Here is a 17950-nt window from a genome sequence, read left to right as displayed (position 1 = left end):
TCCGGGATTAACACGATGAATAGCAGCATTTCTTCCGCGTCATCTGTCGCAACGGAGCTTCCGCCAAGGGACCTGAAACGCTCGGCATCAAGCTTTTTGCTTTGGGCGGTCATTCTTGGTCTTCTGGCCATGTCGTGGGAAGGTGCGGATATGCGCCCGATGGCCCTGTTTGAAAACAGCGGCAATATGGTCGATTTCGCAGAAGGCTTTTTTCCGCCGGACTTCCTGATGTGGAAGACCTATGTCGAAGAAATGTGGATCACCATCCAGATCGCGATCTGGGGAACGGCGCTTTCAATCGTGTGTTCGATCCCGTTTGGCATTCTATCCTCTGAAAATATCGTGCCGGTCTGGGTTTATCAGCCGGTTCGCCGTTTGATGGATTCCTTCCGCGCCATTAACGAAATGGTCTTTGCCATGCTGTTCGTTGTGGCGGTGGGCCTTGGTCCGTTTGCCGGTGTTCTTGCACTTTGGATCCACACCACAGGTGTTCTTGCCAAACTGTTTTCTGAGGCGGTCGAGGCAATTGATCCCGAACCGGTCGAAGGCATTCGCGCAACCGGGGCCAATGCACTTCAGGAAGTTATTTTTGGCGTAATCCCGCAAGTCCTGCCGCTTTGGATTTCCTATTCGCTTTACCGGTTCGAGTCCAACGTACGGTCGGCTACGGTCCTTGGTATCGTCGGTGCGGGCGGGATTGGCATGGTGCTTTGGGAATATATTCGCGGGTTCTATTACGCCGAAACCGCGGCTGTCATGATCATTATCATCATTTCGGTCAGCCTGCTTGATATGGTTTCCCAGCGTCTGCGCAAGTTGGTGACGTGATCAGATGACTTTTCAAATCACGCAAGTCAAACCGGCCATGAAGGCGCTTTCGGAATATCCGACCATTGATGCCACTGCGACGGTTGTTGATTGCGAAATGGGTGTCTGGACCGAGGTCGGCCCACGGACATCGATGCGCGAAACGAAAATGGGTGATTATTCCTATGTCGTGAATGACAGCGAAATCATCTATTCCGACATCGGAAAATTCGTGAATATCGCGGCCCATACTCGCATCAATCCCGGACAACATCCGATGGACCGGGCATCCATGCATCACTTCCAGTATCGATCAAGCGCCTATGAGCTTGGCGACGATGATCCGGCCTTCTTTGACTGGCGTCGGGAAAAACGCGTGACACTTCATCATGACGTCTGGATCGGTCATGGTGCGATTGTGCAGGGCGGGGTGACCATCGGTATTGGATCAGTTGTCGGTTCCGGTGCCGTGGTGACCAAGGATGTGCCGCCATACACCATTGTGACCGGCATTCCGGCAAGTCCCCTTCGTCCCCGGTTTGAAGCCGATATCATCGATGCCCTGTTGCGCATCCAATGGTGGGACTGGTCCCATGATATGTTGCGCGAACGGCTGGTTGATTTCCGAAGCCTTCCGGTACGTGATTTCTGCCTGAAATACGATACGGTCTGATCCGGTATTGATGTTTGATTTTGCGATGCGCCGAAGATGAAATTCTTCGGCGTTTTTCATCAAACGGGTGTTGCGCGTTGGCGCGACAATTCCCAAGATGGGGCTCGGTCCCATGGCATTCCGTCAAAGAGAAATCATGTCAGAATATCAACGCTATGCCCTTTATTATGCCCCGGCACCGCAAAGCGGCCTTGGGGCTTTTGGCAATGCCTGGCTGGGGCGCGATGCCGCAACCGGAAAGGATGTTGCGCGACCGGTTGTCGACGGACTTGGTGATGATGAAATCGTTGCGGCCATAACATCACCCGCCCGTTATGGTTTTCATGGGACTTTAAAGCCGCCCTTCACTCTGAATGACGGGCAAAGCAGAACCGACCTTGAAACAGCGATCAAAGATGTTGCTACACAAATCAAACCGGTCACCTGCGGGCCCCTTAAGTTAAAGGCAATCGGTCGCTTTCTGGCGCTTGTGCCGACCGAACCGTTGGGCGACCTTGGCGCGCTTGCAGCATTGCTGGTGCGTGATCTTGATGATTTTCGCAAACCCGAAGGCGAAGCGGCAATGAACAAGCGCCGCGCGGTGGGGCTTTCCGATCGCCAGGAAGCCAATTTGGTCAAATGGGGATATCCCTATGTGATGGAAGAATTCCGGTTCCATCTGACCCTGACCAACAAGCTTGAAACCGGTCAGGTTGCGCGCTTTGAAAAGGCATTGGCACCCGTTGTTGCGCCGCTTTGTGCAGAACCGTTTGAAGTTACCGATATCTGCCTGTTCGGGGATCCGGGTGACGGCAAGCCATTCTGGTTTTTGCAAAGATTTGCTCTTAAGGGCTAAACAAAAATGCTGCAGCAAAAACTGCAGCATTTTTTGTAATGTTTCGTTGGAAGGGACTGGGTTCAGGCCCGATTGGCGATCGCGTGATCAATCTCGATGGCGGCGATGAAACGTGCGATACCGGTTTCAAGATCGGCATCATTATCGACATGAACGATATTGTCGCCATCGATCTGATAGGCGGACGCACGTGCAAGACGTCGTTCGATATCAAGAATATCCTCACGCCCGCGGGCTTCCAGACGTTTGCGCAAAACATCCCTGCTGGCCTGAATGTTCAGAACCCGGACCTGACCATGACCGATCAGGGATCGGGCATCATCGATCACACTGCGTGATACATTGACGATGACGGTTTTGCCATTTGCCACATCATCCTGCACATGGCGTGGAATGCCATAGCAAAGATCATGCGCCTTCCAGCTCAGCAGAAAGGCACCCTGGCGGGCCATCTGAGCGAAATCCTCCGGTCGGACCGGAATGTGGATTTCCCCAACCGACCCGGCCGGGCGGGTGATGCAGCGCCGCGGAAAGCAGATATGCGCTGCATCTTTCAGCCGTTCCCGTGCCGCATCCAGAAGGGTGTCCTTGCCAACGCCACTTGGGCCGACGACAAGGACCAGAAGTCCCGGTTTTATCGCGCCATCATGGGTATGGCGTTCGGTCATGACACCCGAACACCTTCACGCCAGACCCCACGCACAATCGGATGATGCGGGGAATGATGCACCCGGATCAGATCGCCGCGCTTGCCTGTGGTAATTTCACCGCGGTCCGTCAGGCCCACTTGCGTTGCCGGATTAAGCGTTACGGTGCGAATGGCGCGCGGCAAATCATAGCCGTCAAAATCATCAAACAGTTTCATCGCCCCGTGCAGCAGGCTGTGCGGCACATAATCACTTGAAATGATATCAAGATAGCCATTCCTGGCCAGATCGCCTGCCGCGACATTACCGCTATGGGATCCGCCGCGTACAAGGTTCGGTCCCCCCATCATCACGCCAAGTCCGCCTTCATGCGATGCCTTGGCTGCTTCAAGGGTGGTCGGGAATTCGGCCACGGTCATCTTGTCCTGCACGGCCTCGGCAACATGTTCGGCAGTTGCGTCATCATGACTGGCAAGGGCAAGGTTCTTCGCATGTGCCAGATCCACCACATGACGGCGATGTTTGACGGAATAAAGTTCGGAATCGCGTTTGCGCGATGCGATGAATTTCCGCATTTCTTCGTCGCTCATGCCGTATTTGCCCTGATAGTAGGTGTAATAGGCATCAAGACTGACGAACTGGCGCTGACCGGGTGTGTGATCCATTACCGAAAGCATCTTGACCAAAGGCAGATCAACAAGGTTATCAAGTGCCTCGATCAGCCCGCCATAAGACGTTTCGCACCGCAGATGCAGTTTGTGATCTGCGCGCAGCAGCTTGTTTTCAATTGCATGTTCAAGGGCGGTAACCGATTCAATCAGGCGTTCGATGCGTTCCGACCCATCTGTCACATCGCCAACTGAAATGGCATCAAACACCGTGGTGATCCCCGCACTCGCCACCTGGTTGTCATGGGCGACAACGGCCGCCGTGGCGGGCCAGCGGGTTTTGGGGCGCGGGGTCAGGTGCTTTTCAAGGTTGTCGGTATGAAGTTCCACCAGCCCGGGCATCAGGTAATCGCCACCCATATCCTCGGCACCGGCAATGTTGGATGGCCGGTCGGAAACATCAGCAATCAGTCCGTCTTTGATCTGGACGGCACCGTCAATGACTTCATTGGCCAGGACGAGTTTGGCATTGGTAAGAATCTGTTCAGTCATTGGCCCCAACTTTAAACGAAGTCACATCAAACGACCCGGTGCACACCGCATCACGGGTTTCATGGTCATGGAAAATACCGGCGATCGCCGCCCCACGTCCCTTGGCTTCTTCAATCAATGCCAAAACAGTGGCACGATTTTGGGCGTCAAGCGATGCGGTCGGTTCATCAAGCAGCATGATCGGGTAATCGGCAATAAAACCACGGGCGATATTCACGCGTTGCTGTTCACCGCCCGAAAATGTCAGTGGCGAAAGTTGCCACAAACGTTCCGGAATGCGAAGCCGGGCCAAAAGATCGCGTGCCTTATCTGTCGCAACATCGCGCGCAGTGCCCAGAGCAACAAGGGGCTCGGCCACGATTTCAAGGGTCGGCACACGCGGGATCACGCGCAGGAACTGGCTGACATAGCCCATGGTGCGCTTGCGCACCTCAAGGATCGAATGCGGGCTGGCGGTGGTGATATCAAGCCAGTCACCATCATGGAACACCTTGATGGATCCGTCAGAACACGTGTAATTGGCATAAAGCATCCGCATAAAGGTACTTTTCCCCGAACCCGACTCACCGGTCAGCGCGATGCATTCCCCACCCGAAAGGGTGAAATCAACACCTTCAAAAACCGGAATGGTTACGCTGCCCTGGGTATGGAGCGTAAAGCTTTTGGCGACGTTTTGAGCATGAAGCATTTCAGACATTTTCCCGCCCCGGTCAGTTCTGAAGAATGGAAGAAACAAGCAGCTGCGTATAGGGATGCTGCGGGTCATCAAGCACCTGATCGGTCAGGCCATGTTCAATCACCTTGCCCTGTTGCATCACCATCAGCCGGTGCGAAAGAAGCCGGGCAACCGCCAGATCGTGGGTGACAATAATCACCGCAAGATTAAGGTCGTGAACCAGCCCGCGCAGCAGATCGAGCAATCTGGCCTGAACAGAAACATCAAGGCCACCCGTAGGTTCGTCCATAAAAACGAGGCGCGGGCTGGTTACGAGGTTACGGGCAATCTGCAAACGTTGCTGCATACCACCCGAAAAGGTCGATGGCAGATCATCAAGGCGTTCGGACGCAATTTCGACCTTGCCAAGCCAGGCGTCCGCATTGCTGCGGATATTGCCATAATGACGATCCCCGATCGCCATCAGGCGTTCGCCAATATTGGCCCCGGCGCTGACATTCATGCGCAGGCCATCACGGGGGTTTTGATGCACAAACGCCCAGTCGGTGCGCATCAACAGCCTGCGCTGGGCTTCGGACATCTGATAGACATCGCACACACCGTCAATGCGGGTATTGTATTTGACCGTCCCTTTGGTCGGTTCCTGCTGGGCGGAAATGCTGCGCAGCAAAGTGGATTTGCCCGAGCCGGATTCCCCAACAATGCCAAGAACTTCACCCGGGCGAAGTTCAAAACTGACATCGTTGCAACCAACCCGGTCGCCATACATCATGGTCAGGTTGTCCACACGCAAAAGCGGATTGATCATCTGGGTCATTGTTCTGCTGCCTTTTCGCGTGCTGCCTTGTCAAGTGGCTGGTCATGATGTTGCGGGCCGCGATGGCCGGCTTCCTGTCGTTCGGAACAGTAATCCGTGTCCGAGCAAACAAACATCCGGTTGCCCTGATCATCGAGAATGACCTCATCAAGGTAACTGTCGCGGGCACCGCACATGCCGCATTCATCTTTCCAGGTCTGGACTTCGAACGGATGATCTTCGAAATCGAGGCTTTTGACCTTGGTGTAGGGCGGCAGGGCATAGATGCGTTTTTCACGTCCCGCCCCAAACAGCTGAAGGGCCGCCATATCGTTCATTTTCGGATTGTCGAATTTGGGTGTCGGTGACGGATCCATCACATAGCGATCATCCACCATCACCGGATAGGCATAAGTGGTGGCGATGTGGCCGTGACGCGCAATGTCTTCATACAGCTTCACATGCATCAAGCCATATTCTTCAAGTGCATGCATCTTGCGGGTTTCAGTTTCACGCGGTTCAAGGAAACGAAGCGGTTCGGGGATCGGCACCTGATAGACAAGAACCTGATCTTCGCGCAGTTCCTTTTCCGGGATGCGGTGGCGGGTCTGAATGATCGATGCCTCGGCGGTTTTTTCCGTGGTGGCGACATTTGCCGTCTTGGCAAAAAACTGACGGATGGAAACCGCGTTGGTGGTGTCATCAGCCCCTTGGTCGATGACCTTAAGGGTATCATTCGGACCAATAACGGCGGCGGTTACCTGCACGCCACCCGTACCCCAACCATAAGGCATCGGCATTTCACGACCCGCAAACGGGACCTGATATCCCGGAATTGCAACGGCCTTAAGCAACGCACGCCGGATCATGCGTTTAGTTTGTTCATCGAGATAGGCGAAATTATAGGCCGTTGCCCCATCCGCCGAATAATTGACAGTCTGTTCCATGGAATTACTCCGCGGCTTCGGGTTGGGATCGGGCGGTTTCAGTATCAAGCTTGGCCAGTCGTTCTTCGACTTCGGCCCGCATGCGGCGAACAAGTTCAAGCTCGCCCTGGAAATCGACATAGTGCGGAAGCTTGATATGTTCGACAAAACCGGTGGACTGGACGTTATCGCTATGTTCCATCACGAATTCGCTGTCCTGTGCCGGGCCCATGATCTGTTCGCCCATTTCATCGGCACGCATGGCGCGATCCACCAGCGCCATCGAAATTGCCTTGCGCTCGTTCTGACCGAACACAAGGCCATAGCCGCGGGTAAATTGCGGCAGTTTGGTCTTCGATCCCTTGAATTTGTTGACCGTTTCGCACTCGGTCAGTTCGATATCGCCAATATCAATGGCAAAGCCGAGTTCTTCGGGTTCGATTTCAACCGATACGGTGCCATAGCGGATTTCACCAACAAAGGCGTGGCTGTTGGCGTAACCGCGCTGGGTCGAATATCCAAGCGCAAGGACAAACCCCTCGTCCCCGCGGCTAAGATTCTGTAATCGAAGGTCACGACCGGCCGGGAACTTGACCGGTTCGCGGGTCAAATCGGCAACCGGTGCAGTGTCATCAACCGGGACCGGTTCGTCCTGAATAAGGCCCTCGTCATTCAGGATATCGTCCAGAACGCGGGGCATAAGGTCATCCACCGGATGTTCGCCACATGGCGCATCAAGCGGTTCTTCGCCATTGGCCATTAAGGTGAAATCCAGCAGACGATGGGTATAGTCAAAGGTCGGGCCCAAAATCTGCCCGCCGGGCAAGTCCTTGAAGGTTGCCGAAATGCGGCGTGATATATCCATGTCCGCAGTTTTGATCGGCTTGGAAAAGGCAAAACGCGGCAATGTCGTGCGATAGGCGCGCATCAGGAAAATCGCCTCGATCAAATCACCGCGGGCCTGTTTGATGGCAAGGGCGGCCAGATCGCGGTCATAAAGTGATCCTTCGGCCATGACGCGGGTTACGGACAGCGACAATTGCTGTTCGATCTGATCGGTTTGGATTTCGGCAACCTTTTTGTCACCACGGCGCTGTTCGGCAAGCAGCCGGTGGGCATTGTTGATGGCGCGTTCGCCACCTTTAACGGCAACATACATGGTTAAATGACCTCAATCCGGGTGGTGCGCGAAAGGGCGGAAATCTGGGTCGGGCTTGCGAAAATCACATCAACCCCGCACGGGAACATGTGATGGTTTTCCGTGCGCCAGGCATGGAAGCTTGCTGGCAGGTTTTTGATCGCAAGGTCATGGCTGTCCTTGATCCCCGGTCCGGTCAGTTTCATTGCCGGGGCATCGGTGATGTCGTCGACCATCAGGATCAGGGTTGCCGATTGATCAGGATATTCGGCATTGCCCATCGAAAGACGGGTGATGAAGGAAAGGTCATCGTCGATCCGGGCAACTGCAAAGTCGGCCTGCGCAACATCATCACTGATCGGGCAGCCGCAATGGAATTTCAGATGATCATTTGTGGCTTTTGTTGCACTCGATGGCGACAGCCAGATGGAGGTGTCCATATCTGCCATGGCAAGGAGTGTCGCGGTGGCAGATGCATTCAGGCCATCAGGTGTGGCAATCGAAACCGGCAGGTCGTAAATGCGCCCGGGCCGCGACATGGCATCAAGCAAAACCCGGAAAACGGCATTCGAATCAAAGGCGGCATGGTCAAAGCCCGGCAGCAAGTCACTTGTCTGGGATTGCAGGGTCATTCGTCTTCTCCGCGGACAAGCGTAAAGAAATCAACTTTGGTTGCGGCGACCTTGCGGGCATGGTCGCGTTTGGCATCGGCCTGTGCATTGGCAAGGTCATCAATGAAATCCCCGGCCGATCCATCGCGCAACATGACGGCATCAAACAGCGCGGCATATTGCGCCTGCATCCGGTCGCGACCCTTGACATAAGCATGGCCAACGGTGCCGTCCGAAAGGGTCACAGCACAGCGCGTTACGGTCATTTCACCAAGATTGAAACGCTGCCCCGCACCACCTGCACGTCCACGCACCATCACCATGCCGATCTGCGGTTCGCGCAACAGGGACCAATTCTGATCGCCATAACGGGTGGTCCATTCGCGTTCCAGTGTCGCACGTGGTGTGCGTGCAAGAACCGACATCCAGCGTTGCCGCGCCGCGGTCGCCTGATCAACAGGCTCTGTCTGGTTCTGATGAAGGGGATTGTGATCCTGGGCGGGCCCGTCTGTCCGGGCGGTATGCGCCGTCATCTGTCTGATCCTTTTCCAGCAAGTCGACAAATTCAAAATTTGTCTAGACGTCTATACATATTCACGTTATAAGACGATTTATCGAGCTTGGCAAAGGTCTTGCGGTGAAAGTTTTATGAACGGGGAAAGTGATGGATTGGGAGCCGGGACTATCTATCTGGAAACAAATTGAAAAACAGCTTCTGGCTGATATTGCCGAAGGTGTGTTTTCACCCGGTGATAAAATGCCGACGGAGATGGAGCTGGTGCGCCGGTTTGGCGTGAACAGGCATACCGTGCGCCGAGCAATGGCGGCACTTGTCGATAGTCATGTGGTGCGTGTCGAACAGGGACGCGGTGCCTTTGTCCAGGAGCAGATCCTGGATTATCCGCTGGGATCCAAAACCCGATTTTCCCAGATCGTATCGGGGCGCCACCGTCTTCCCGATAAACGGCTGATCTCGTCAGAGGTGCTGAAGGCAAATGTAACGGTCGCCAATTGTCTTGATGTCAAACCCGGTACCCGCGTGATTGAACTGTTTTCCGTTTCCGAGGCCGATGGCATTCCATTGGCTGTGGCGACCAGCTACATGCCGGCAGCCCGTTTTGACGGCATCGTTGACATCTTTACGCAAACCAAATCCCTGACTGAGGCCTTCAAACGATTTGGCATTGATGATTACAGCCGCAAAACAACGCGAATTTCGGCTGCCTTACCGTCATCACGTGTGGCAAGCCTGTTGAAACAGGCCAAAAACCGCCCGGTTATTTCAACGGAAAGCATCGATGTCGATTCTGCCGGGGTGCCGATCGAATATGGCATTACGGCCTTTTCAAGTGACCGGGTGCAGCTGATTGTCGAATGACAAGGCTTACCGAGCATTTGTCAAAAATTACACTGGGTTATAAGCCAAAAATCAGCCTTGTTGCACGTTTAAGTCAGTTAACTCACTATGGGCGCGGTTAGGCCAAAGGTGTCGGCTGAAAGTACCTGCATTTGGCTTAATATTCGCGGCCGGGACGCGCTTTATAAACCGGGAAGCTCAGCTTGAATTTGATCGCACAGGCGCGCAGCAAAAACGCACAGAAAAACGCAATGATTGCCACCGGTCCACGCGGCAATTCCAGAACGGCCGTGCCAAGGACATAGATGCTCGCCCCCAGAAGTGCGCAGCTGATATAGATTTCCGGGCGCAGGATCAGCGGGATTTCGTTACACACAACGTCGCGGACCATGCCGCCAAATGTTGCGGAAATCATTCCCAGAATGATCGCGACCAGTGGCGCAACACCAAGATTAAGACCAATCGCAGCGCCGGTTACACCAAATAACGCTAGGCCAAGCGCATCAAGCCAGATCAGTGCCACATAGCGTCGTTCCACAAGATGAGCCGTGAAATAGGTAAAGATCGCAGCCCCGATACACGTCACCACCCAGGCCGGGTCCCGGATCCAGAAAACCGGCGTCGCTCCGGTGATCACGTCACGAACGGTGCCACCACCAATACCGGTAAAGGTCGCAATCAGAACAAAGCCGACCACATCCATCTGGCGTCGCGATGCTTCAAGCGCGCCGGTTATTGCAAAAACGGCGACGCCCGCCAATTCAAGCCAATAGATGATCTGGGTAATGGTCATGACGTGCTGTCTAGCCTGTTTGTTGCGAAAGCGGGCGGTTCGATGGGGTACGCAGTTTGGCAGCCACCACATCTTCAAGCTGGGAACGAAGCCACCTGTGTGATGGATCGTGCTGATATCGTTGGTGCCAACACATATAGATCGGAAGATCGATGGTGCCGGCGGCAAGTGTATCGAGTGGCATAGGCACACGTGCAAAATCACGCAGGGCATGCTGCTGCAAAAGGCTTGGCAAAGTTGCGATCATCTGGCTGCCCCGCAGAAATTCGGCAATGGCGGTAAAGTTCGGTACCCGCAAAACGATGTTACGATCAATCCCCTGATTTTCAAGCATATCATCGAATTCTAGGGTGCGGTTGTTGCCGTAACGAACCGTGATATGACGGGCTGACATATAGTCATCTGCATTTGCCGGGGCTGCGCGCATTTCGGGATCGAAAAACACCATGTAATGATCGGTCAAAAGGCGTTTCTGGACGATATCGACACCTTCGGGCGGGCGCGGCGAAATCAGAAGGTCACAGCGATTTTCGCGCAACAAGGCCGGACCGGGCAAAAGGGATGGCACAACCGTCATCCGGATATCGGCAAGTTGCCTTTCAAGGCTTTCAAACAGGCTGGGCAACAACAGATCGCGTTGAAGGTCGTTTGCGGCAATGGTCAGCGACAGGCGGGCATCGGCGGGATTGAAATCTGCTCCACTGGCAAAGGCCTGCATCTGATCAAGAAGAAACCGGGCCTGTTCGGCCAGGCTTTGGGCATGGGCGGTGGCAACAATGCCGCGCCCGGATTTGGTGAAAAGCGGGTCGCGCATGATCCGGCGCAGCTTGGTCAGATTGTGACTGACCGCTGATTGCGTCACGCCAAGCCGTTCGGCGGCTGCGGTTACCGATCCTTCTTCAAGGACGGCTAGAAACAACCGCAACGCATGCCCGTCCAGTTCCAAATGATCGAAATTGCTCATGAATTAAATGATAAATCATGCATTTATTTTATGCAATCGACTGTGCAGGATGTTCGCAACGCCGGCACAAACCGGAACAAACATTTTGCGGAGGAAGATCAGTGGAATTCTATCAGCGTGACCGAACGCTTCAGCCCGCGGGTTATACGCCGATTTATAAAACATCAGTCGCGCGTTCCCCGCGTCAGGCGATGTTGTCGCTTCAGGGATCATTATCCGAAACAACCGGGCCGGTATTTGGCCAGCACGAACTTGGTCCGCTCGATAACGATCTGATCCGAAATTATGCCAAGGATGGCGATCCGATTGGTGAACGCATCATCGTGCATGGTCGGGTTCTTGATGAAAACAATCGCCCGGTTCCCCATACACTGGTTGAATTCTGGCAGGCCAATGCCGGTGGGCGCTATCGCCATAAAAAGGATACCTATCTTGCCCCGATTGATCCGAACTTTGGCGGGTGCGGGCGCGCGCTGACGGATGAAAACGGCTATTACTTTTTCCGCACGATCAAGCCGGGGCCCTATCCGTGGCGCAACTATGTCAATAGCTGGCGTCCGGCCCACATCCATTTTTCGGTCTTTGGATCGGGCTTTGCCCAGCGTCTGATCACCCAGATGTATTTCGAAGGCGATCCGCTGATCAAGGAATGCCCGATTGTCCATGTCATTCCCGATGAAGATGCGATCAACCGCCTGATTGCGCCGATTGATCTCAATGGCTCAATCCCGCTTGATACCATTGCCTACAAGTTTGACATCGTTTTGCGCGGTCGTCGTTCGACCTTGTTTGAAAACCGTCTGGAAGGGAACTGATCCATGGTGCAGTCACTTGAATATCTCAAAGAAACCGCATCTCAGACGGCGGGCCCCTATGTCCATATCGGCCTGATCCCTAAACAGGCGGGCTTTGATATTTTTGAAAACAATTTCACCAATATCATGGCCGATGAAAATACCCGTGGCGAACGGATCATCATCGAAGGCCGGGTGATTGACGGGACGGGTACGCCACTTCGCGATGCGTTGCTTGAAATCTGGCAGGCCAATGCAGATGGGCGCTACAATCATGAACTTGACCGCCAGAACAGGGGCGAGATTGATGCAAACTTCCGTGGTTGGGGGCGCACCGGTACTGATTTTGAGACCGCGGTGTACCGGTTTGAAACCATCAAGCCCGGTGTGGTGACAGGCCGAAATGGTCGGGATATGGCGCCGCATGTCAATTTCTGGATTGTCGCACGTGGCATCAATATCGGCCTGAATACGCGGATGTATTTTGCCGACGAACAAAACGCCAATGAAGTCGACCCGATCCTGAACCTGATTGAGCAAACCGAACGCCGTAAAACCCTGATCGCAACGCGTGATGACAGCGGCGCTGTGCCGGTCTATCGCTTTGACATTGTTCTGCAGGGTGAAAACGAAACGGTGTTCTTTGATATTTGATCGGCGCGTTTGACGCTGATCGACGTGCATTCGAATATGACAGCCATATAAGATGGCTGTCATATTTTGTTTGGGTCCTTCTTCAAAACCGCTTGTCTGATCCTTATATCACCGTCATTAAATGCGGTATGGCAAACCAGCCGCACCGAGGGCAAACACGCAAAAACAATATGCCCCGGTCCCGGAGAGTGAGAGGGTCAGCCTTGAACAAGCTGTTTCAAGTCGGAATCCGTGTGCAAGTCGCCCTGGCAACTGCGCTTATGGTTGTCGGGTTGGCGGCATTGATGAGCTTTGTGGTCGGCAAACGGTCCGGTGCAGATTTACAAACGCAGATCGGCCTTGGCGTGTCTGATATCGCACTTCAGATGGCCGATGAACTTGACCGCACGATGTGGACACATCGCGGCGAAGTTTCAGTTCTGAGCACATTGGGTGCCCTGCGCAATTTCGAAGATGTGCGCGAAATCAGTTCGATCATCAATCGGCTGCGCCGGGAAATTCCGATTTTCACCTGGATCGGTGTACTTGATCACGAAGGAACGGTGGTTGCCGCGACCGGTGACATGCTTGTCGGGATGAATATCGCCCAGCGGCCCGTATTCCAGTACGGCAAGAACGGCCAGTTCATCGGTGATGTGCATGATGCCAAACTGCTTGCCGAAAAATTCCCGCTTTATAATGGTGAACCCATCCAGTTCGTCGATATTGCTGTGCCATTGGTCAATGACAGCGATGAATTCACCGGTGTCCTGGCAACGCATCTAAGCTGGGAATGGGCTGATACGGTCCGCAAGTCGCTTTTTGGTGGTCAGGGTATCCATCAGAATGTCGATATCTTTGTTATTTCGCAGGAAGGCACGGTGTTGCTGGGACCCGATCAGGAACTGGTGGGGACCAGCCTGCGTCTTGATGCCCTGACCGAGGCAAAGCGCAATCATGTCGGCTGGAAAATAAGCACCTGGCCTGATGGCCGGGAATATCTGACCGGATATGCGCCTGCGGACGGGCATCTTGATTATGATGGTTTGAACTGGTCGATCCTCGTGCGTCAGCATGTCGATGATGCCCTTGCACCGGTATTTGAATTGCGCCGTGATATTTTGATCTGGGGAACGGTTCTTGCGGTCGTGTTCAGTATCATCGCTTGGTGGGCGGCCGGTTTTCTGGTCGGGCCGATCGGTCATATGGCCAACGCGATCGAAGCAATGAAGCGCGGCGAAATCAGCCAGCTCCCGGATGTGCGCGGCGCTCGCGAAATCAATATCCTCTCCAAAAACCTCCAGTCCCTGTTGGCCAAGCTGACGGAAAAAGATGCGGCATTGGGGGCGATGAAACATATCGCCCACCATGACAAGCTGACCGGGCTTGGCAACCGTTTGGCGATGGATGCCTATTTTGAACATGCCATTGCGCGCGCAGATCGCAAAAAAGGTGAACTGGCGATCCTGATGCTTGATCTGGATGATTTCAAGCCGATCAATGATCGGTTTGGCCATGCGGCGGGTGATGACGTTCTGCGCGAAGTGGCAAAGCGGTTGCGGCGATGCGTGCGGGGTGGTGATCTTGTCGCGCGTCTTGGTGGTGACGAGATGGTCATTGTCTGTCATGTCGACAAAAACGGTGCCACCGAGGCAACCATGCTTGCCGAACGTATTCTGCACGAAATCCTGATGCCCTTCATCACGGGCGGGAACCGGGTCTCGATCAATATGAGCATCGGGATATCGGTCTATCCGGAACATGGCCATGACCCGGAAAAGCTTCTGGAACGTGCCGATATTGCGCTTTATACCGCCAAGGCGCGGGGCAAGAACGGGTATGTCCTGTTTTCGGATGTCGAAAAATCGTCCGACAGTTCAACTTCGCGGGCCTGATGCTCCGGTTGGGCCGCATCACGACAATTTCATCAATGATAAAACCCTGTCAGGCGCGGGTTTTCTTGACTTTGCAACGCGCCATCGCAATAAGCATTTCATGACAGTTTCATCCCAAAAAGACCTTGACCATTTGCGCCGGATTGGCCGGATTTGCGCGCGTGCCCGCGATACGATGGGGGCGGCTGCGGTTCCCGGGATCACCACGGCCGAGCTTGATCATATCGGACGCAAAATCCTTGAAGATGCCGGGGCGGTTTCCGCACCCGAAAGCGAATACAAATTTCCCGGTGCGACCTGTATCAGTGTCAATGAAGCGGTGGCACACGGTATTCCCGGCGATCAGGTTCTGGCCGACGGCGATCTGGTGAATATCGATGTTTCCGCGTCTCTGGACGGGTATTTTTCCGACACCGGCGCCAGCTTCATTTGCGGCACGGCAAAGCCGGAAATTGCCAAGCTGTGCGAAGATGGCAAAAAGGCGATGTGGGCCGGGATCAAGGTGGTGCGCGACAAGGCCCCGATCCGTGAAATCGGTCTCAAGATTGAAAATTTTGCCCGCAAGGGCGGCTATACGCTGATCCGCAATCTGGCCAGTCACGGGATTGGCAAGTCATTGCACGAACATCCGCACACCATCCCGACCTGGGACGATCCCAAAGAACGCCGTTCCCTGAAAAAGGGACAGGTCATCACCATTGAGCCATTCCTGTCCTATGGCGCGAAATGGGCGCTTGATGGTGAAGATGGCTGGACACTGTTTGCCGATACCGGTGATGCCACCGTGCAGTATGAGCACACCCTTGTTGTCACCGACAAGGGCTACGAGATTATGACGCTTGGCGAATAAACAGATTTTATGCTGCACTTGATGGTGCAGCATTTTTTGCAGCAAAAAAGCCGCCCGAATGATCCGGGCGGCTTTTGTTTTGATGCTTCTGGCGGGGTTTATGCGCCGTATTTTGCCTTGGCTTCGCGGCGGCGGGCATGAAGGACCGGCTCGGTATAGCCGTTCGGCTGCTCGCGGCCCTTGAAGACCAGATCACAGGCCGCAGCAAAGGCGACGCTGTCATCAAAGTTCGGTGCCATATTGCGATAGGTCGGATCACCGGCATTCTGCTTGTCAACGACAGCTGCCATGCGCTTCATGGTTTCCATAACCTGTTCTTCGGTGCAAAGACCATGATGCAGCCAGTTTGCAATATGCTGGCTTGAAATACGAAGCGTCGCACGGTCTTCCATCAGGCCGACATCATTGATGTCAGGCACCTTGGAACAACCCACACCACTATCGATCCAGCGGACAACATATCCAAGGATCCCCTGGGCGTTGTTATCAAGCTCTTCCTGGATTTCGCTTGGCATCGGTTTGATGTCGCCAAGACGCGGAATGGCCAGAATGTCATCAAGGCTTGCGCGTTCGCGCTTGCCGATTTCGTCCTGAACGGCACGAACATCGACCTGATGATAATGCATGACATGCAGGGTCGCAGCCGTCGGGGACGGAACCCAGGCACAGTTTGCACCGGCTTTCGGATGGCCGATTTTGGCAACCATCATTTCGGCCATACGATCAGGTTTCGCCCACATGCCCTTGCCGATCTGCGCAATGCCCTTCATGCCGCATTCAAGACCGACATCGACGTTCCAGTTTTCATAGGCTGCGATCCAGTACTGGTCTTTCATCGCTTCCTTGCGGACAACCGGGCCTGCTTCCATGCTGGTATGGATTTCATCACCGGTCCGGTCAAGGAAGCCGGTATTGATGAATACAACGCGGTCTTTGGCAGCACGGATGCATTCCTTAAGGTTCACCGTCGTGCGGCGTTCCTCGTCCATGATGCCAACCTTAAGGGTGTTTTCCGGAACACCGATCGCGTTTTCAACAAATGCAAATAGATCGTTGGTCAGTGCGACTTCTTCGGGGCCGTGCATTTTCGGCTTTACGATATACACGCTGCCATGGCGGGAGTTCGAAAGCTCGTTCTTGCCTTCGACATCATGCTTGGAAATCAGGCCGGTGATCATGGCATCCATGAACCCTTCGGGCACTTCATTGCCATTGGCATCAAGAACCGCATCGGACGTCATCAAATGGCCAACGTTACGCACCAGCATCAGGCTGCGCCCCGGAAGGACAACCTCGTTGCCGTCAAAGCCCTGATAGGTCCGATCCGCATTCAGGCGACGGGTAACTGTTTTGCCGCCTTTTTCGAATTTTTCCTCAAGCGTGCCTTTCATCAGGCCAAGCCAGTTGCGATAGACAAGGGTCTTGTCTTCGGCATCAACAGCAGCGACCGAATCTTCGCAATCCTGAATGGTGGTCAGGGCCGATTCCAGAATGACGTCACAAACGCCTGCGGCATGTTCCTTGCCGATCGGGTGGCTCGGATCGATCCGGATTTCGACATGAAGACCATGGTTGCGCAGAAGGATTTCCGAAAGCGCATCGTTCTTTTCATTGTAACCAATGAACTGTGACGGCTGTGCAAGGGCACTTTCGCTGCCATCGGAAAGCGTGACAACAAGCGTCCACCAGCCCGAACCATCTTCACGGACTTCATATTTGGCCGCATCGGCATGTTTGCCGCTGGCAAGCGGAACCGCCTGATCAAGGAAATCCGCAGCATAGGCAACAACCGCTGCACCACGTTTCGGGTTAAAGCCCTTGGTTTTTTCCTTGCCATCGGCTTCATCAATGACGTCGGTGCCATAAAGCGCGTCATAAAGGCTGCCCCAGCGTGCATTGGCAGCATTGAGCGCGTAACGCGCATTCATGACCGGCACAACAAGCTGCGGGCCGGCAACACGGGCAATTTCCGGATCAACATTGGTCGTGCCGATATAGAAATCGTCCCCTTCGGGCAGCAGATACCCGATTTCGGTCAGGAATTCCTTATAGGCGGCCGGGTCGCGTGCTTGATCCTGGCGCGAAAGGTGCCATTCGTCGATCTTTGCCTGAAGCTCGTCACGCTTTGCCAGAAGCTCCTTGTTTCGCGGGCCAAGTTCGGTGACCAGCTTTTCAAATGACGCCCAGAACTGATCAGAACTGATTCCCGTGCCGGGAATGATTTCGTTGGCAACCAGATCATGCAAAACCGTTGCGATCTGAAGTCCGCCTTTTTGAATACGTTGGGTCATGTGTTTCTCTCACCAGACTTGGAACCGCCGTGGGGGCCGGGAAATCGTCCGATTGTCGAACGTCGTCCTCTTTGCGTTCCCACGCTTTCATTTGCCACAACATA

General features: G+C 54.2%; 19 protein-coding genes. 8 read left to right on the top strand and 11 right to left on the bottom strand.

The window, feature by feature from the left end; genetic code table 11:
• Positions 1–15: 15 nt before the first annotated feature.
• The 3 genes from phnE (at position 16) to AUQ42_RS15340 (ending at position 2315) form a co-directional block, all read left to right on the top strand.
• Positions 16–828: a phosphonate ABC transporter, permease protein PhnE gene (gene phnE, locus AUQ42_RS15350; protein WP_068519968.1), complete on the top strand. Its 813-nt coding sequence runs from the start codon at positions 16–18 to the stop codon at positions 826–828.
• 4 nt (positions 829–832) lie between these two features.
• A complete protein-coding gene (locus tag AUQ42_RS15345; protein ID WP_068519967.1) occupies positions 833–1480 on the top strand; it encodes a chloramphenicol acetyltransferase in 648 nt (215 codons plus the stop codon).
• Positions 1481–1616: 136 nt separating this feature from the next.
• Positions 1617–2315 carry a DUF1045 domain-containing protein gene (locus AUQ42_RS15340; protein ID WP_068519966.1) on the top strand — a complete coding sequence of 233 codons (699 nt, stop codon included), beginning with the start codon at positions 1617–1619 and terminating at the stop codon, positions 2313–2315.
• 62 nt (positions 2316–2377) lie between these two features.
• Here the strand turns inward: AUQ42_RS15340 and phnN are convergent, their stop codons facing one another.
• The 8 genes from phnN to phnG are packed head-to-tail and all read right to left on the bottom strand — an operon-like array spanning position 2378 to position 8802.
• On the bottom strand, positions 2378–2983 hold the full coding sequence (gene phnN / locus AUQ42_RS15335; protein ID WP_068519964.1) for a phosphonate metabolism protein/1,5-bisphosphokinase (PRPP-forming) PhnN: 606 nt from the start codon (positions 2981–2983) through the stop codon (positions 2378–2380).
• Positions 2980–4122, bottom strand: a complete 1143-nt coding sequence (locus tag AUQ42_RS15330) for an alpha-D-ribose 1-methylphosphonate 5-triphosphate diphosphatase (protein WP_068519963.1) — start codon at positions 4120–4122, stop codon at positions 2980–2982. The genes phnN and AUQ42_RS15330 overlap by 4 nt, the downstream gene beginning before the upstream one ends.
• On the bottom strand, positions 4115–4819 hold the full coding sequence (gene phnL / locus AUQ42_RS15325; RefSeq protein ID WP_068519961.1) for a phosphonate C-P lyase system protein PhnL: 705 nt from the start codon (positions 4817–4819) through the stop codon (positions 4115–4117). Before phnL ends, AUQ42_RS15330 begins: the two co-directional genes overlap by 8 nt.
• Positions 4820–4832: 13 nt before the next feature.
• Positions 4833–5606, bottom strand: coding sequence for a phosphonate C-P lyase system protein PhnK (phnK, locus tag AUQ42_RS15320; protein ID WP_068520036.1), 774 nt, complete (start codon positions 5604–5606; stop codon positions 4833–4835).
• 5 nt (positions 5607–5611) lie between these two features.
• Complete coding sequence (locus AUQ42_RS15315; protein ID WP_068519959.1) at positions 5612–6541, bottom strand: alpha-D-ribose 1-methylphosphonate 5-phosphate C-P-lyase PhnJ; 930 nt, start codon at positions 6539–6541, stop codon at positions 5612–5614.
• A gap of 4 nt (positions 6542–6545) precedes the next feature.
• Positions 6546–7679 (bottom strand): carbon-phosphorus lyase complex subunit PhnI, encoded by a 1134-nt coding sequence (locus AUQ42_RS15310; protein ID WP_068519958.1) that lies wholly within the window; start codon positions 7677–7679, stop codon positions 6546–6548.
• A 2-nt stretch (positions 7680–7681) separates the two neighbouring features.
• On the bottom strand, positions 7682–8290 hold the full coding sequence (phnH, locus tag AUQ42_RS15305) for a phosphonate C-P lyase system protein PhnH (RefSeq protein WP_068519956.1): 609 nt from the start codon (positions 8288–8290) through the stop codon (positions 7682–7684).
• The gene (gene phnG / locus AUQ42_RS15300; RefSeq protein WP_082817893.1) at positions 8287–8802 is read right to left on the bottom strand and encodes a phosphonate C-P lyase system protein PhnG; all 516 of its coding nucleotides are present in this window, start codon (positions 8800–8802) and stop codon (positions 8287–8289) included. The genes phnH and phnG overlap by 4 nt, the downstream gene beginning before the upstream one ends.
• Positions 8803–8933: 131 nt before the next feature.
• On the opposite strand from phnG, the gene phnF reads away from it, so the two are divergent.
• Positions 8934–9647, top strand: a complete 714-nt coding sequence (phnF, locus tag AUQ42_RS15295; protein WP_068519955.1) for a phosphonate metabolism transcriptional regulator PhnF — start codon at positions 8934–8936, stop codon at positions 9645–9647.
• A gap of 136 nt (positions 9648–9783) precedes the next feature.
• Here the strand turns inward: phnF and AUQ42_RS15290 are convergent, their stop codons facing one another.
• Positions 9784–10419: a trimeric intracellular cation channel family protein gene (locus AUQ42_RS15290; protein ID WP_068519953.1), complete on the bottom strand. Its 636-nt coding sequence runs from the start codon at positions 10417–10419 to the stop codon at positions 9784–9786.
• A gap of 10 nt (positions 10420–10429) precedes the next feature.
• Positions 10430–11383, bottom strand: coding sequence for a LysR family transcriptional regulator (locus AUQ42_RS15285; RefSeq protein ID WP_068519952.1), 954 nt, complete (start codon positions 11381–11383; stop codon positions 10430–10432).
• A gap of 101 nt (positions 11384–11484) precedes the next feature.
• On the opposite strand from AUQ42_RS15285, the gene pcaH reads away from it, so the two are divergent.
• From pcaH to map, 4 genes are all read left to right on the top strand, one after another.
• Positions 11485–12198, top strand: a complete 714-nt coding sequence (gene pcaH, locus AUQ42_RS15280; RefSeq protein WP_068519950.1) for a protocatechuate 3,4-dioxygenase subunit beta — start codon at positions 11485–11487, stop codon at positions 12196–12198.
• A gap of 3 nt (positions 12199–12201) precedes the next feature.
• A complete protein-coding gene (gene pcaG, locus AUQ42_RS15275) occupies positions 12202–12831 on the top strand; it encodes a protocatechuate 3,4-dioxygenase subunit alpha (RefSeq protein WP_068519948.1) in 630 nt (209 codons plus the stop codon).
• 203 nt (positions 12832–13034) lie between these two features.
• Positions 13035–14705 (top strand): GGDEF domain-containing protein, encoded by a 1671-nt coding sequence (locus AUQ42_RS15270; protein WP_068519947.1) that lies wholly within the window; start codon positions 13035–13037, stop codon positions 14703–14705.
• A 100-nt stretch (positions 14706–14805) separates the two neighbouring features.
• Positions 14806–15555, top strand: a complete 750-nt coding sequence (gene map, locus AUQ42_RS15265) for a type I methionyl aminopeptidase (protein ID WP_068520033.1) — start codon at positions 14806–14808, stop codon at positions 15553–15555.
• Positions 15556–15653: 98 nt separating this feature from the next.
• Here the strand turns inward: map and AUQ42_RS15260 are convergent, their stop codons facing one another.
• Complete coding sequence (locus AUQ42_RS15260; protein WP_068519946.1) at positions 15654–17846, bottom strand: malate synthase G; 2193 nt, start codon at positions 17844–17846, stop codon at positions 15654–15656.
• Positions 17847–17950: the final 104 nt, after the last annotated feature.

The organism is Thalassospira sp. MCCC 1A02491, from assembly GCF_001613785.1.
Classification (GTDB): domain Bacteria; phylum Pseudomonadota; class Alphaproteobacteria; order Rhodospirillales; family Thalassospiraceae; genus Thalassospira; species Thalassospira povalilytica.
The sequence above is the reverse complement of the archived record's forward strand: the minus strand, read 5'-3'. Positions and strand labels throughout refer to the sequence as shown.